Below are 14,807 nucleotides of genomic sequence, written 5' to 3' on the forward strand. Positions count from 1 at the left end.
CTATGTCAGTCCGGTTCAGTTCGAAAGGCTGGCCGGATAGGTACCAAACCGCTCTCCATCAAACCGAAGCAAGTCCAGTTCAGACTCGACGTGCTGTTCAATCTCCACCGCTACCTTGCGCTCTGACTCTCCCGCAATGCCAGCTCGCCTGCGGCTGAGCTCGGCCAGTTCGGACGAGCGCCCGTACAGCACCAGTATGTCACCTGTTCGAGCGACAGTCGGGCCCCGAGGAGCGCCCTCGTAGCGACCATCCGGGTGCGTGAGGCCCAGGACGAGCACGCCCTCCTCTGGCAGACGCAAGTCCTGCAGGGTGCGCCCGGCCAGCCAGCTTCCCTCCTGCACCTTCAGCTCCATCACGGCGTACTCACCGGCCAGATGGAGCAGACCCGCATAGTCGCGCGTGTCCAGATCCGTGTAGCGCTTGAGCGCTCGGGCGATAGCGCGGGACATCCAGATGCCGATCCAACGACTTCGGGCGATGAACCACACACCTGCCAAACCACCAATCAGCATCAACAGGCGCAGCAGGCCCTCGCCTCTTTCCTCAACGCTGACAAATGACAGCATCAACGATGAGGCGGCCGTCACGAGGCCAGCGCTGCGCAGAAACATAAGATTACTGATGATCTGCCGCCGAACGGGATGGTTCACCACCTGCTCGGCCTCCGCCGTGGTGAAGCCTGTTCCAGTCCAGGCCGAGCGGGCCTGAAAGCGCGCGGCCTGGCGCGACATGCCGGTAGGGATCAGGGCCTCGGCAGCGATCCTGACCACAATCAGCGACAGCAGCAAAACCATGATGAGCGACGCGACGGCAACCATGCCCACCTGCCTTCCATGGACAACCAAACCGTTGAAAAGCCGAAGTCTGCGCCTCGGTTCCCGGTACGGTTCGCGTGAGCGGCCCCGGCACCCTTTCGGCCACAGGTAACCTGCCCGCTCGGACCTGAGCATCCTCGCGGGGTTCCGCCATAAAGTGCTTCATGATGTTTGACGGTTAGGCCCCGTCGGGTACTGTCAAGTTGATGCCTAATGGACAAAGCTGGCGCGGGTGGAGCCATCAGGTCGGTCCACGCTATTCCACCAGGGCAACACCGGTCGCATCGCGCCACGTGGCGAAGGAATGCTCACGCGCAGCCCGGTGCTCATTGGCAGACAGGCGATGACGGCGGAGCTGGAAGTGGTTGTGGATTGGGCTGTGGGTTGAGAGAAACTGCTGGGCATGTCGGGCTGACTTGAAGCGCCTCATGTGGCGATCCCGCCGTCGCATGGGTTGGTGCGAGACCTCATACCGGTTGTTCAAGTATCGGCTCTGGCGGTGGTCAGCACCCGGCAAGATCTCGCATTTGGCAGCGCCGTAGGATCTGAGTCTATCGGTTACAAGGACCCGGGGCACGTAGCACAAGCCCTTTAGTAGCTTGCAAAAGAAGCGCTTGGCGGCTTTCTTGTTCCGGCCGATCTGGACCAATACGTCGAGTACGTTGCCGTGCTGGTCGACTGCCCGCCAGAGATAGTGGAGCTTGCCTCGGATGCGGGCAAACACCTCATCCAGAAACCACTTGTCGCCGGGTTGTGGTCGACGACGTGTGAGACTGTTAGCATAAGTCCGCCCGAAGCGCAGGCTCCACTCACGGATGGTCTCGTAGCTGACGATGACGCCCCGTGCGGCCAGGATCAACTTGACTTCACGCAAGCTGAGGCTGAAGCTGTGATACAGCCAGACTGCTTGGCTGATGATCTCGGCCGGAAAGCGGTAGCCGCGGTACGGATTTGATGTCGTGCTCATACCCGATACCCTGCCGCAGCCCCCAGGCTATTACCAACCTGACAGTACCGCTCTGCCCCCACGCTTCCAGTCAAGATTTGGTTTGGCAGAAGAAAATCCTTAGACCATATCGACGACCATCTCAGCCGCTTCCGTCCTGGTGACACTGACGTTCTGGCAAACGGTCGGGGTCAGCTCCGCTCCAGGCCAAAGACGGCGACCGCGATTGGTAGCAGAGATTAGTGATGCTCGTACATCCAGAGTGGACGCCATCTGGCCGCTTGGCCCCGGCCAGCACTCCAGCGGCGGTCAGCTCGTGCTGATGAGGCTCTCAAAGAGAGGCTCCTAGCCGCTCAGGGCGATGATCGTCGAAGGGACCCAAGCCGTGGTGCGAACCGCGCCCGACAAGACGAATCCAGCCAACCAGTAGCTCAACCGGCGTCGGGAGCGACGCGGCCTCAACTGAGCCACGGTTGCGGGGCACTCTCCATCGGCAAGCCCGCCCACCCGGAAGCCCTCGTCCGGTTGCTCAAGGGCCTGCTTGCTCCGATCCGGGCCTGATCGGCCCGGTATCCGGCAGCGATCAGCGGCGTCGGTTCTGTCGGATCAGGATGACGGCAGCCCCGACCAGCAGCGCCACGAAGATCACGACCCCGACAATTTCAAGGAGGTTGCCGACCCTTGCCGTTCCGGGAGGCAGCGCTTCCGTTGCCCGCTCCCCAATACCAGGGATAGCAGGAGGTCGGCCGAAGGCTAGCGGTTCCATCGCGGTGTCCTCCCACTCTTCGCCCAGCATAGGCTTCCCAACGCCGGACCAGGGCCATTGTTTAACCGGCGCGGGACAGACGGACGAACCTGCGCCTCCTGTGATCGATTTCGTCTTGGCCCCGACAGGGCAGGCGCAGGACCAATGTGGTCTGCGGTTGAAACTATGAGACGGTGTGGCAGTGGGCGCTGAAGTTCGGCTAGAGATTTGCCAACCAGAGCCGCCGCCGTCTTCCGGCAACCGGGGCCAAACGGCATCTCGATGGTGTGTCACGAACACATTTCCGAAGGAGGAGATGTGGAGCTGTACAAGTCATGAGAGTCGGCCCCTCGAGGTCTGCAGTCGGGTGCCGGTCTCAAACCCCTGCAAGCTGCAGCCGTCAAGAGCGGCCGTGGTGAGGGTGGCAGCCAAAGGCGGGACCTCAGTCCCGTCATGTGCGATCCGGAGAGGCGAGCGAAAGCGAACCGCTGATGCCGTGTCGAAATGCCAAAGGTGATGTCGAAACCGGGAAGTCGTCGAGGTCCCGGATCAATGCGGGGGCTGTCCTGAAGACCGCGCGAGCGTCGTCCGGCATGGCGGCGGCGCCAAGCCGGATCAGGCTCTTCAGCGCAAGGCGCTGAAGCGGCATGGCCGCCCCGAAAGGCTCGTGATCGACGGCAGTCAAACCAACAAAGAAGCGATCCTGTTGTGTGGTGCAGAGAGCCGTCTGCAGGACCGCTTGAGGTGCCGGCCCAAACCGATCCGGATTCGGCAGGGCCGCTACTTGAATAATCGGATTGAGCAGGATCATCGCGCGATCAGGCGGCTGATCCGGCCAATGCTCGGGTTCCAGTCCGCAGTCACAGCCTGTGTGATCCCCGGCTGCATCGAGATGGTACACATAATGTGCAAGCAACAGGCGAAATCCGCGCCTGTCACTGGCTGAGCAGTTTGACATGCTTGCTGCCTGAGCCTGCGGCAGAGCCCCAACCATCTTCTCGCCCTCGCACCAGGCTTGCGACGGAGCCTCGAGGAGTAATCCTTCACACATCATCTTCGAGGCGCCGCCACGGCGGTCCTTCCGTCGTCCGAGGCTGTCCCGGCTCCATCGTGATGAAGTCGGTACGTTTGACAACCATGCGCCATGCAGTGGGTCGGCCGACGGATTGACGGGGTCGGCAGGCGTAAGCAGCCTTAAGCTTCCATCAGGGACGCGATCATGTCCATCGTGAGATCCGGCTCACCAGGCCGTCACTCCAGGGCGCAATCCGGCGACAGGATGTACAGGCGGGTCTCGACGCCGCAATCACCCGACTGAAGATCATCAACCGGTTCTCGGCCAATCTCGCGCAGGCCATCAGCCATATGGTGGACTAGCCCTGCCAGGCATCTCCCACGGCCGCAGTGCATCCTGCGTCTGGAGGAGATGACAAGATCGTAACCCGCTGGACAAGGCCCAGTAAGGCTGGTGTCGCTATCCGGTGCAATAGGCTTATGGATCCACCCGCCATTTTCCATGTCGGGCCCGTGCAGGCAGATCCCACAGCAGGATACGCATAATCCGATCGACGATCGTGCCTCAGTACGGCAGACGAACACGCATCCTGGATCGCACTCCCTCGGGAGGGGGAAGTCGGCAATGCAGCACAATGAAACGACAACGTGGGAAGGTATGATCGCCTTCCGCCCCTGCCCCGATCGGATCGAGCGGGAGCTGATGAGGGCCTATGTCCAGCTTGCGGTCACTCCGTCGGGCTTGGACGGCTCACGCGCCGTGACACTCAAGGGCCTCGGAGCGCATCGGGTTTGCCTGACCGAGTTGCCGAGAGCACGCATTCCTCCCACGATGCCGCCGCTGTGGATCGAGATCTTCTCGCCAGCTGGCGAGACCATTGATGGCTGCGGCTGCTTCGATCTCGGCGAGGACGAACTGACCGACGCAACGCAGATCATCGCCGACCTAGCGTGAGTTCGACACCGATGCGGCTGTTTGACCGGGGCGCGCAATGCCCGCAGCTTGTCCGCGCCGGGTTCGGTACGTTTGCAGCCCGAATATCGGCAGCAGTGAGCGCGAGCAGGGATCGAGGAGCAATCACGATCGTTGCCATGGCTGGTGGGCAGTCACTGCCCGGACGGGGGTGGGGCTAAACCGATGTGCAAGCCTCAACACGTGTGTGTGACTATCTCGCTCGTGCTGTCGCTCGGGCTCATGCCTCTGAGCGGCACCATGCGAGGCGAAGCTGCGGGCCACCTCTCGGCCGGCTATGGGGATGCCGCTCCACTGGCGGCACGGGAGCTTTACTGCCGGACTGATCCGGCCGCATGCGCATTCGATGCCACCGAACCCATGAAGATCCTCCTGACACCGCGGCTGTGGTCACTGGTGATGGCGGTGAACCATCACGTGAATGCGATGATCCGACCCCGCTCTGATGCGGATCTGTGGAAGGTCGAGGATTTCTGGAGCTTTCCGCGGGACGGGTATGGCGACTGCGAGGACTACCAGCTCCTGAAGCGCAGGTTGCTCATGGCGGCGGGCCTCCCCTTCCGGACGATGCGCATGGCTGTCGTTGTAGATGAAAGCGGTGCAGGGCACGCGGTTCTCATGCTGAGGACCGTTTCCGGCGATCTCATCCTCGACAACCGATCCGACCGTGTGATGCGGTGGCACGAGACGGCTTATACCTTTGTGAAACGGGAGAGCCAGACCGGTTCCGGCTGGGTCTCCCTTGGGTGGGCGGTTCCTCCCCATGGAGGGGCCGATAATCGGACTGGCTTCGCAGGCATGGCCTGGATCCCGCAGCTTCCCGCTGGGCGCGCTCAGCGGTCCTTTGGGCCAGGAATCCCGGCTGCCATCCTGTCCTGAGAACCCGCTCGGCGCCGACGCCGCCCTGATCTGTCAGGCACCCGTGGCGATGTCACGTGTTTTCGGAGACGCGTGCAGAGCGCACTTGGACTTGCTTCGGATTAGATGCTGCTGGCGAATTCATCATGCTGGGACGGGAGTCATCGTGAGCCTAGTAAAGCGGAATGCCGGGTTCGTGCGAGCGGCGTTGCAGCGAACCACGCCCCGAGTCGGATGAGGTTTATGGCAGCCGCCGTGAGCACGTGTTGAAGGTGCGTTTTGGCGAGGCCAATATAGAGCGATCGCCGCAGATGCAGGACCCGGACGGGTGATGTCACGGTGACTTTTGGTCAGCGGCTTATGAGCTAAGAGCCGCGGCATGACCCGTCCCTTCAGCTACAAGCGCCACCGTTTCCCGCCCGAGATCATCGCCCATTCCGTCTGGCTCTACTTTCGATTTCCGCTGAGCCTACGCTTGGTTGAGGAGATGCTGTTGGAGCGCGGCATCCTCGTCTCCTATGAGACAGTACGCCGATGGGCTCTAAAGTTCGGACCTGATTACGCTCACCGCCTCCGGCGCAAGAGGCCGAGCCGCCGCGATATCTGGCACCTCGACGAAGTTGTGATCACCATTGCTTGCGAGACACACTGGCTGTGGCGGGCGGTGGACCAGGATGGCTATGTCCTTGATGAGATCGTTCAAGCGCCGCAACACCAAAGCGGCCAAGTGTTTGCTCAAACGTCTGCTGAAGAAGCAGGGTTGTCCACCGCGTCGGCTGATTACCGATAAGCTCAGTTTGTATGCTGCCGCCAGACGGCAAGTCGTGCCGGCACAAGTGTGCCGGCAGTTGAGCATCGGCAACACAAGGGGCTCAACAATCGCGCGGAGAACTCGCATCTGCCGTTGCGACGGCGAGAGGAAGCAATGCAAGGGTTTCGATCTCCCGGAATCCTGCAGAAGTTCCTCGGTATCCTCTCAGCAATTCGCAACCTCTTGGTCCCACCCCACTCCCGCCGCTCTGACCTTGCTACCCATCTTCACCGCCTCAATGCCATGGCGGAGTCGAAGTCTGCAGTCAGCACTGCCGCTTAAGTCCATTCAGTGGTTGAGTTTCCCTCAGCCCGCCCGCTCTCAGTTAATTTGACAACGCCGCGGGAGTAGGTGCTCATGCCTGATGTTCCACCTGAGAGGATGGACAAAGAGTTGATGGGCAAAAAGACCGGGCTGGTGAGCCCGGTCCTGGTAGCACAACAGATGTGGCAGCTTCCAGCGCTACGCCGCTTTCACGCCAGTCAGGAAGCTGGTGACTTCGCGACTGAGGTCGTTGGAGTGACGGGCAAGCTCCTGAGCCGCCCCGAGCACCTGGGATGCAGCAGTCTCGGTCTCCCCTGCTCCGTTTTGAACATTCACGATGCTGCCGGTTACCTGCTCGGTGCCACGCGCCGCCTCCTGAACGTTCCGGGCGATCTCTGAGGTTGCCGCGCCCTGTTGCTCCATGGCGGCGGCAATCCCGGTCGAAATCTGGGACATCTCGGCAATCGTGCGAGCGATCTCCTGGATGGCTGCCACCGTCTGCTGGGTTGCCTGCTGCACCGAGCCGATCTGCTGCGAGATCTCCTCGGTCGCCTTGGCGGTCTGGGTAGCGAGATCTTTGACCTCGGATGCGACTACCGCGAACCCCTTGCCTGCCTCACCGGCGCGCGCCGCCTCGATCGTGGCGTTAAGGGCCAGAAGGTTGGTCTGGCCGGCGATGGTATTGATCAACTGGACGACGTTGCCGATCTTCTCGGCGCTGGCGGCGAGGGCCTGAACGGTTTCCGTGGTGCGCTGCGTTCCTTGCACAGCTCTTTCCGCCACTTGAGAGGACTGGCTCACCTGGCTTGCGATCTCACGAATGGAAATCGACAGTTCTTCCGTCGCTGCCGCAACGGTCTGAACGTTCGCCGATGTCTGATGGGCTGCGGATGAGACCGTCACCGACTGCTGGGTGGTCTGATTGGCCACGGACGTCATCGACTTGGCCGTCGCCTCCATCTGGACGGATGCTGCCGAAAGCCCCTGCGTCAGGGAGGAGACATTCGCCTCAAACCGCTTGGTCATCTCGTCGAGGGCATGAGCACGCCGGGTCTTTGCATCGGCCTCGAGGAAAGCCTGTTCATCGGCTGCCTTTTTGGCAAGCATGGCATCCTTGAAGACCTGAACCGATCCGGCCATCTGGCCGATCTCGTCACGACGTCCCGTGCCCTCAACCGCCACACCGAGATCGCCGCTGGCCAGGGACCGCATATTGGTCACCAGACGTTGGATCGGCTTGGAGATGCTCCGGCCGAGACCAAATGCAAGGCCGACCAGAACGATGGCAGCGCCAGCTACCAGCATCAGAAACATATTGCGGTAGGAGGCGGCGGTTGCGGCAAGGTTGTCGACGTAGACACCGGTGCCGATTACCCAGCCCCACTTTTCGAAGTTCACCGCGTAGGAAAGCTTCGGAAGGGGCTCGGTCTGGTTCGGCTTCGGGAACAGGTAGGAGACAAAGCCGCCTCCGGCCCGCCCAACGGTGACCATATCCTTGAGGAAGGTCACGCCATTGGCGTCCTTCAGGTTAGAGTGCTCCTTGCCTTCCAGCGCTTTGCTGAACGGATGCATCAGCATTACATTCTGATAATCCATGATGAAGAAGTATTCCGAACCGCTGTAGCGCAGAACCCGCAGCGCATCTGACGCCCGCTTCTTGGCTTCGTCCTCGGGGATCTCCCCACGTTTAGAACGGGCCTCCAAATCAGCCACGACGCTGACGGCGGTCTCCACCAGGTTCTTGAGCTCAGCTTTCTTCTGTTCAGTGAGACTGTGTGAGATCTCATAGGAGCCGACGATGGCCAATACGACCAGAGCGACGATGCTGGTGGCCATTCCGATATAGAATTTGCCGGTAACGCCGGACAGTGCGCCGGTCATCCGCTTAAAAATCGACGGTTTGTTTTGAGACATTTCCTCTGTGTTGGCCCGTCCGCATGGCCGCGGAAGGCGCACGCCCCCTTAGCGCACATAAATCGAGCCTTTGCTCCTTATATGGCCAACCTTGTCTGGAACTGTTCTAGAAAACGTAAATCGACCCACATCTGTCTCTTCTGTGGCCAACCTTCTTAAACAAATGCGCTGTATAGTCATGCCATTGCCGGCTTTGGACTACATCTGCACAACTGCGAGATTTGGCAGACTTGGCCCATCGGCCAATGTTCAACGCTCACGCGTTAGAGCTAAAAATGACGCGCCAATATCCTCGTAAGAAATCATGAATCTCGACGCTCGTACTCTCGCATTCGATTTCATTTTGACTTTGGTTGTTCTCGGGGGGCTGCTGTTCTTCTTTTGGACCCATAATCGGAAGGTCAGCGCTCTGGCCTGGTGGAGTGCCACCTTCATCCTGAATGCGATCGGCATTGGATTGGTCAATCTCGTTCCGGGGCTGCCAATCCATCCGAAGCTGATGCTGGCGAACAGCCTGGTCGCACTAGGCTACGGGGCTCTCTACACCGGAGCCAGGATCTTCAACGAACGGCCGATTTCCAAATCGGCTCTTGTCGTTGGTCCAGCGCTATGGATGCTGGCCTATCCACTTTTCCACGACAACATCGGGGCACGGGTCACAGTCATCTCGCTTATCACCGGTGGTTTTGCGGCTTTGGCCGCTTGGGAGCTCTGGAGGCGCAATCCTCACCGGCTGGCTTCTCAGCGTGCCGCGGTGGCTCTCCTCCTGGTGCTGACCACGTTTAGCTTGTTTCGTGCTGTCCTGGGTCTGCCGATGGGCTCGATGTTCGGGGTGGATGCACTCGTCAGGAGCTGGTCGTCGGAGATGGCTCTGTTCCTGATCGTTCTGGTGCCCGCGCTGGCGTTTGTCTTTCTCGGCATGGCCAAGGAGCGCATCGAGGTTGGCTATCAGAAGGTGGAGGAGGCGCTGCGGGAGAGTGAGGAGCATTACCGCTTCTCCGTTGAACTCAGCCCGCAGATTCCGTGGACTGCGGAGCCGGACGGCAGCTTGCTTCAGGTCTCGCCCCGTTGGCAGCGCCTGACCGGGCTCACGCCCGACCAGTCGACAGGGTGGAAGTGGATCGAAGCCGTCCATCCCAGCGAACGGCAGCTTGCTCGGCAGAGAATGGCGGAATTCCTGAAGGCCGGGGAGCCATTTGCATTCGAGTTTCGCGTGAGGCTCGTTGACGACACCTACCGGTGGTTTCGCGGCCACGCCGCCCCTCGCCTCGGCCGGGACGGAGCCATTCTGCGCTGGTATGGGATGATTGAGGACATCCACGAAAGGAAACTTGCCCGGGAAAGACTTCATTGGGCCGCCTATCACGATGATCTGACAGGTCTGCCTAACCGCCGGTTCTTCTACGAGCAGGTTCAACGGGCGCTTGAGCGGGCGACCAAGGCTCAGACCAAGGTTGGGCTGCTGCTAATGGATCTCGATCACCTCAAGCTGGTCAATGATCGGTTTGGCCATGATGCCGGAGATGCGCTTCTGGGGGAGTTCGCCAAGCGCCTCCAATCACTGGCCGGAGACAGGTACACGGTTGCGCGCCTGGGCGGCGACGAATTTGGCTTGCTCCTACCCGAGGTCGAGCACGAGGATGAGGTTGTTGTAGTAGCGCGGTTCATCCTGAACCGAATGCAGCACCCGCACCCGGAGGATGATCCCGCCCATGATTGCCGTACCAGCATCGGAATGGTCGTCTCTCGCAGCTTTGCCATGAGAGCTGAGGACCTGCAGAAGCAGGCGGATCTGGCGCTCTACCAGAGCAAGGCATCCGGTCGCGGCATGTACATGATGTATAACCCGGCCATGAGCGATGAAGCCCAGAAGGTGGCGTCCGCGCTGGAGACGGCAGGCCGGCTGCTCTCCTCGGATCAAGTCAAGCCATTCTACCAGCCCAAGATCTCGCTTGGCTCGGAGGAGCCGGTTGGCTTCGAAGCCCTGCTGCGGTGGGAGCATCCCCGACTGGGTATTCAGTACCCGGGTCCGATCTCGCCGGCCTTCGATGACACGGAACTCGGCTCTGCCCTCGGCGCCCGCATGCGCTCCCTGATCTTCAAGGACATGCGGCAGTGGCTCGATGCCGGACTGACCTTCGGCCGAGTGGCCGTTAACGTATCCGCTGCCGAGTTCCGCCACGGAGATTATGCCGAGCGCGTTCTAGCGGAGCTCGAAAGATTCGGCATCCCGACCTCCTGCCTGGAAGTGGAAGTGACCGAGAGTGTGTTCCTCGATCGCAATGCTGGGAACGTGGAGCAAGCGCTTCAGGTCTTGAGCGCTGCCGGCGTGACCATCGCTCTTGATGATTTCGGCACCGGGTACGCCTCGCTCACGCATCTGAAGCGGTTTCCGGTTCACGTGATCAAGATCGACCGTTCGTTCGTCAGGGACATCGAGCGGGATGCCGGGGACGCGGCCATCGTGAAGGCCCTGCTGGGGCTGGGGCAGAGTCTCCACATCGAAGTTGTGGCCGAAGGGGTTGAGACCGCCGCACAACTGGCGTTTCTGAAGCGGAATGGCTGCAGGCTGGTGCAGGGGCATTTCTTTGCCCAGGCTCTTCCCGCAAGCGAGGTCCCGCAGTTGATGAGTACATAGTCCCTTGGGGCCCCCTCAGTCTTCCGTCGCCGCAACTGTGTTCACGGTGCCCCCTTGGAGCTGAGAGGGAGACATGTTCAGCCTGGTGAGGACCTCGTCCAAGACCTGGAGGTCACAACGGTCTTCCCGGGCAACGCACCGTTCAACCAAGGATGGCTGCCCGTCGCACGGGGAGGTGCTCTGCAGTTGGGTCTCGCCAGCACAGGTGTAGGCCTGCTGGACGAGCGCGGCAGGTTCTGAGGGGCTCGAAGCCTCCTGCTCGAGAACCTGAGTGATCTTCTGATGGCCGATGATTAGCAAGGCAGGCCCCAGGACGATGGCAAGGGCTTTGAAGCCGGGATGGATCTTCCGCATCGGCTTACCTCGGACCGCTATGGTTAAGGCCAAGTTAACCGCTGATCTGGCCGATTGGAAGCCAGGGTCTAGGTAAGAGGGGATCTGAGGCCCCCACTTGCAAGGACGGAGACAGATGGCAAAAGCCCCGGAGCACGAGGAAGAGCAGCCGGAGACGACAGGTCAGGCCAGCACACCCCAGCTTGACCGGCTTGAGAAGCTTGCCAACGCGGCGGCGACCGCCGCCCAGGCAAGGCAATGGCGGGCCCGGAAGAACGGCATGCAGGAGCAGGAGGAACCTGCGGAGGTGCGCAATCTCAATCATGACGCAGAGGCCAGAGCACAAGCCGAAGAGGCCATGCGGCAGATGATGGCAAAACCGCAGAGCAAAAGGCGGCGCTGAAGGGCAAAGCCACATTAAGGAACTTTAGGTTCTGGCTCGTCATGGTCGCGCCCCATCGCGCATGCCAATGCCAGGCAGGCACAGTGTAGGAGTTATAGAATGACCGAAACGAAAGCAGCCAAGAAGCCAAACCCGGCCTTGGCGAAGCCGCTGCAGCCCTCGAGCGAACTGGCAGCCGTTGTCGGCTCCTCCCCCCTGCCCCGCACGGAGGTGGTGAGCAAGGTGTGGGAGTACATCAAGGCGAACAACCTGCAGAACCCGGCGAACAAGCGTGAGATCATGGCTGACGAGAAGCTGCGGGCCGTCTTTGATGGCAAAGACAAGGTCAGCATGTTCGAGATGAACAAGCATTTCGCCCGGCATCTCGCCTAGCCAAACTGGCCAGGGGCCTGATGGTCCCTCCACCAATTGTTAAGCTTGGCTGTTGCAATGTGCGGCTGACGGGTGCGTTGCGTATCAGCCCGAACACTCTCCATAGCCCCCAAGCCTGGAGCTTGGCTCTGGCTGAAAGCCCTTACCTCTCGGCTAGGGGTTTTTCGTTTCTCTGAGCTGGTCGTCAGCTTCCGCCAGGAAGTCAATGACTGCCCTAATGGCTGGAAGCTGGCTGCGCCGATGCGGCGTCAGGATGGTGGAGGTCACGCTGCCGGTAGTCCAGTCCGGGAGCACTTGGATCAACTCTCCGCGGTCGACAGGGGCCGCCGACATGGCTCCGGGAAGGCAGGCGATGCCAAGTCCGGCAGCGGCGGCCCTCAACAGCACCAATTACTCATCAGCTCCCAGCCGCACCATGGGCGTGACCTGAACCTCATGACCGTTGCTTTCCTTCAGGTGTCAATATGTATGGTCCGGCCGTGCGTCGCAAGATGATGTTGGCGGACTGACGAACGTGAGAGCTGCATCAATGTATTCGGCCTCGTGGTGGAGCCTCTGCTCCGGGCCATCATGGGTATCCGCGCGCATCCAGGACTCGCTAGGCGAAAGACCTCTGTGGGCCATTTTGGCACCCAGTCTTGTGGTTGCGCCGGGCAGACCGTTCGTCCATCTCCTTCGTCATCTCGCAGACCTCGGCGGGTCAGCCGCTGATTAGATCATCGACTTCATCTTTGGCTCCTCAGGGCTGATCGGTTGCAGAAAGAGCCTGAACCGCTCTCATCTCACGCTGCATGGTGAGATTACTCAAGTAGCGGCTCTGCCGGATCCAGATCGGCTTCAGCTTGCGTCTTGACCGATCCTGAAGTCGATCTGTTGCGTCACAGGACACAATCGCTTCGTGACTGGTCTGACACCCGTCGATGACGATCCGCTCGGGCCGGCCGTGTCGCTTGAGGGCCTTGCGTAAGAACCGCTTAGCGGCTGTGAGGTTGCGGCGCTCGCTGAACCAGAACTCGACCGTGTGCCCATTACTGTCAATGGCCCGCTAGATATACATCCACCGCCCGCGGACTTTGATATACGTTTCGTCCACATGCCATTCGGCGGTGACCGAGCGCTTGCGCCGATTGAATTGCTCCAGCAGGAGCGGGGCGTAGTGGACGGTCCAGCGATGGATTGTCGTGTGATCCACCTCAACACCCCGCTCAGCCATCATCTCCTCAAGTTTTCGCAGGCTCAGACTGTAAACGAGATACCACAGGACGCACAGCAGGATCACTGAGCGATCGAAATGATGGCCCTTGAACATGATGCACCTCTAGAACTTGACGGAGGCGTAGGCCGAACTGAATTACCGAGCCGGTTGCAACAGATCCCGCTCAATAGGTTGCGCGTCCACCCGAGATATCGAAGACGCCGCCGGTCGTGAAGGAACACTCCTCGCTTGCGAGCCAGCAGATCAGGGCCGTCACCTCTTCCACCGTTCCGAAGCGTCCAATGGGGATCTTCGAGAGCATGTAGTCGATGTGCTCTTGAGTCATCTGGTCGAAGATTGGCGTGCGGACGGCAGCCGGCGTGACGCAGTTCACGGTGATGTTGTTTTTCGCCATCTCCTTGCCAAGGGATTTCGTCAAGCCGATCACGGCAGCCTTGGAGGCGCTATAGGCCGAGGCATTCGGATTACCCTCCTTGCCGGCGACGGAGGCCACATTGACGATACGGCCGTAGCCGCCTGCAAGCATCGAAGGCACCACTGCGCGGTTGCAATAGAATAGCCCGTTCAGGTTCACATCGATCACCTGACGCCAAGCATCGACGGGATATTCCGCAACCGTGGTGTTCGGCCCCGTGATACCGGCGCTCGCAACGAGGATGTCGATGCCGCCGAGCGCCTCGAGAGTTTCCTCGCGCGCGCTCTCGACAGCTTGTGGGTCAGTAATATTAATCCGTATCGTTGTGACACTCGCTCCAAAACTGTCCCGAGCCCGGGCAAGAGCGTCCTCGCTCAGATCCCAAACGGCGACCTGGGCCCCCTCGAGGGCCAGCCTGGCGCTTACGCCAAGGCCGATGCCCGACGCTCCACCGGTGACGATTGCCTTACGTCCTTTGAACCGCCTGCTGCCGCTCATACCTCTCTCCCCTGCACTGGCTCAAGCTTCGAACCGACCATCCAACTTGCCTCGATCTGGGTGATTTCATTGAAGCTCTTTCCCGCTTGGAAGCCTAAGCCCTCAGCACGGGTTGCGTCAAAACGGCGGGGCCATCCCTCGACAGTCCGCTTGATGGTTTCGTCGGGCTCACGGCGGAGCGGGCCGAGGCATGGGAGTGGCGACATCCTCCGAAAGCGGCAGGACCGCCTCCTGTCCGCTCAGAGGCTCGCAGATGATGCTCGAGAAGAAGCTGGACGCCGCTATGTTCGGCTTGCCCGGTCGCACGCAGATGAGGGGAGCCTGATGCCGACCGCTTCGAAGAAACTGCGTCGCGTGTAATCCGTGAGCAGGAATTCGCCGATGGCCTCTTGTGCGCCACAGATGGTGAGCAGCGTCAGAGAGAACTGATCTCCGATTGCTCCCGGGAAAGGTGCTTCGAAAACCGCACTGTAAGACGTAAAAATGACACGGGGCGATTATCATCGGCAATGAGCTAGGCTCAGGACTCGTTAATTGAGGTAGAAGGCCACTGAGGCAGCGATGCAGATGGCCGAGAAGAAGGTGTGGGCG

Annotated in this window: 11 protein-coding genes and 5 pseudogenes; 7 read left to right on the forward strand and 9 right to left on the reverse strand. The window is 60.6% G+C overall.

Annotation, left to right across the window (positions count from 1 at the left end; genetic code table 11):
- Positions 1 to 15: 15 nt before the first annotated feature.
- From JAO75_RS24360 to JAO75_RS24370, 3 genes are all read right to left on the reverse strand, one after another.
- Positions 16 to 819, reverse strand: coding sequence for a TrkA C-terminal domain-containing protein (locus JAO75_RS24360; RefSeq protein WP_199051799.1), 804 nt, complete (start codon positions 817 to 819; stop codon positions 16 to 18).
- Positions 820 to 1,072: 253 nt separating this feature from the next.
- The gene (locus JAO75_RS24365) at positions 1,073 to 1,783 is read right to left on the reverse strand and encodes an IS6 family transposase (RefSeq protein WP_199051800.1); all 711 of its coding nucleotides are present in this window, start codon (positions 1,781 to 1,783) and stop codon (positions 1,073 to 1,075) included.
- A 562-nt stretch (positions 1,784 to 2,345) separates the two neighbouring features.
- Positions 2,346 to 2,528 carry a hypothetical protein gene (locus JAO75_RS24370; RefSeq protein ID WP_199051801.1) on the reverse strand — a complete coding sequence of 61 codons (183 nt, stop codon included), beginning with the start codon at positions 2,526 to 2,528 and terminating at the stop codon, positions 2,346 to 2,348.
- 607 nt (positions 2,529 to 3,135) lie between these two features.
- Between JAO75_RS24370 and JAO75_RS24375 the strand changes: the two are divergent.
- The 3 genes and pseudogenes from JAO75_RS24375 to JAO75_RS24385 all read left to right on the forward strand — a co-directional run.
- Positions 3,136 to 3,478: pseudogene (locus JAO75_RS24375) on the forward strand (DDE-type integrase/transposase/recombinase); the annotation flags it as partial.
- 668 nt (positions 3,479 to 4,146) lie between these two features.
- Complete coding sequence (locus tag JAO75_RS24380; protein WP_199051802.1) at positions 4,147 to 4,476, forward strand: hypothetical protein; 330 nt, start codon at positions 4,147 to 4,149, stop codon at positions 4,474 to 4,476.
- Positions 4,477 to 4,683: 207 nt separating this feature from the next.
- Positions 4,684 to 5,373 carry a transglutaminase-like cysteine peptidase gene (locus JAO75_RS24385; protein ID WP_343234691.1) on the forward strand — a complete coding sequence of 230 codons (690 nt, stop codon included), beginning with the start codon at positions 4,684 to 4,686 and terminating at the stop codon, positions 5,371 to 5,373.
- Positions 5,374 to 5,496: 123 nt separating this feature from the next.
- Here the strand turns inward: JAO75_RS24385 and JAO75_RS25570 are convergent.
- Positions 5,497 to 5,660 (reverse strand): annotated as a pseudogene (locus JAO75_RS25570) (hypothetical protein); the annotation flags it as partial.
- 71 nt (positions 5,661 to 5,731) lie between these two features.
- Here JAO75_RS25570 and JAO75_RS24395 point away from each other — a divergent pair.
- A pseudogene (locus JAO75_RS24395) lies at positions 5,732 to 6,445 on the forward strand (IS6 family transposase).
- A 180-nt stretch (positions 6,446 to 6,625) separates the two neighbouring features.
- On the opposite strand, the gene JAO75_RS24400 reads toward JAO75_RS24395, so the two are convergent.
- A complete protein-coding gene (locus JAO75_RS24400) occupies positions 6,626 to 8,341 on the reverse strand; it encodes a methyl-accepting chemotaxis protein (RefSeq protein ID WP_199051804.1) in 1,716 nt (571 codons plus the stop codon).
- A gap of 304 nt (positions 8,342 to 8,645) precedes the next feature.
- On the opposite strand from JAO75_RS24400, the gene JAO75_RS24405 reads away from it, so the two are divergent.
- The 3 genes from JAO75_RS24405 to JAO75_RS24415 all read left to right on the forward strand — a co-directional run bounded on the left by JAO75_RS24405 (position 8,646) and on the right by JAO75_RS24415 (position 12,087).
- Positions 8,646 to 10,979, forward strand: coding sequence for a putative bifunctional diguanylate cyclase/phosphodiesterase (locus JAO75_RS24405; RefSeq protein WP_199051805.1), 2,334 nt, complete (start codon positions 8,646 to 8,648; stop codon positions 10,977 to 10,979).
- 469 nt (positions 10,980 to 11,448) lie between these two features.
- On the forward strand, positions 11,449 to 11,715 hold the full coding sequence (locus JAO75_RS24410) for a hypothetical protein (RefSeq protein ID WP_199051806.1): 267 nt from the start codon (positions 11,449 to 11,451) through the stop codon (positions 11,713 to 11,715).
- 99 nt (positions 11,716 to 11,814) lie between these two features.
- Positions 11,815 to 12,087 carry an SWIB/MDM2 domain-containing protein gene (locus JAO75_RS24415; RefSeq protein ID WP_199051807.1) on the forward strand — a complete coding sequence of 91 codons (273 nt, stop codon included), beginning with the start codon at positions 11,815 to 11,817 and terminating at the stop codon, positions 12,085 to 12,087.
- A 153-nt stretch (positions 12,088 to 12,240) separates the two neighbouring features.
- Here JAO75_RS24415 and JAO75_RS25575 read toward each other — a convergent pair whose 3' ends face one another.
- The 4 genes and pseudogenes from JAO75_RS25575 to JAO75_RS25120 form a co-directional block, all read right to left on the reverse strand.
- A complete protein-coding gene (locus tag JAO75_RS25575) occupies positions 12,241 to 12,474 on the reverse strand; it encodes a LysR substrate-binding domain-containing protein (RefSeq protein ID WP_199051808.1) in 234 nt (77 codons plus the stop codon).
- Positions 12,475 to 12,853: 379 nt separating this feature from the next.
- Positions 12,854 to 13,396 (reverse strand): annotated as a pseudogene (locus JAO75_RS24425) (IS6 family transposase); the annotation flags it as partial.
- A gap of 70 nt (positions 13,397 to 13,466) precedes the next feature.
- The gene (locus tag JAO75_RS24430) at positions 13,467 to 14,216 is read right to left on the reverse strand and encodes an SDR family NAD(P)-dependent oxidoreductase (protein ID WP_199051809.1); all 750 of its coding nucleotides are present in this window, start codon (positions 14,214 to 14,216) and stop codon (positions 13,467 to 13,469) included.
- Positions 14,213 to 14,710: pseudogene (locus tag JAO75_RS25120) on the reverse strand (Rossmann-fold NAD(P)-binding domain-containing protein); the annotation flags it as partial. The gene JAO75_RS24430 and the pseudogene JAO75_RS25120, both read right to left, overlap by 4 nt.
- Positions 14,711 to 14,807: the final 97 nt, after the last annotated feature.

The organism is Microvirga splendida (assembly GCF_016427565.1).
Taxonomy (GTDB): Bacteria; Pseudomonadota; Alphaproteobacteria; order Rhizobiales; family Beijerinckiaceae; genus Microvirga; species Microvirga splendida.